This is a genomic window from Methylophaga sp. SB9B (genome assembly GCF_004832235.1).
GTDB classification, from domain to species: Bacteria; Pseudomonadota; Gammaproteobacteria; order Nitrosococcales; family Methylophagaceae; genus Methylophaga; species Methylophaga muralis.
On sequence record NZ_SSXS01000115.1, the window covers coordinates 1 to 251 of the forward strand.

At 44.6% G+C, this 251-nt stretch carries 1 pseudogene; it reads left to right on the forward strand.

The window, feature by feature from the left end:
- Positions 1-139: 139 nt before the first annotated feature.
- A pseudogene (locus E8Q33_RS16345) lies at positions 140-251 on the forward strand (protein translocase subunit SecF); the annotation flags it as partial.

Sequence of the window (251 nt, forward strand, 5' to 3'; positions counted from 1 at the left end):
AGGAATTCGGCGATGATGACTATTATCTAATTCGCCTGCCAATGGAAGGTGCTGAACAAGTCGCTAGCGGTGAACCTGTTGAAAATATCAAATCAGCGATACAGGAAATATCGGCCGATGCGAGTTTCCACGCGTTGAAATGGTTGGACCAAAAGTCAGTGGTGATTTTAAAGATGCGACTATCTTGGCCATTGTTTTTGCCGGGCTCGGTATGTTGGCGTATCTGTGGATTAGGTTTGAATATCACTTTG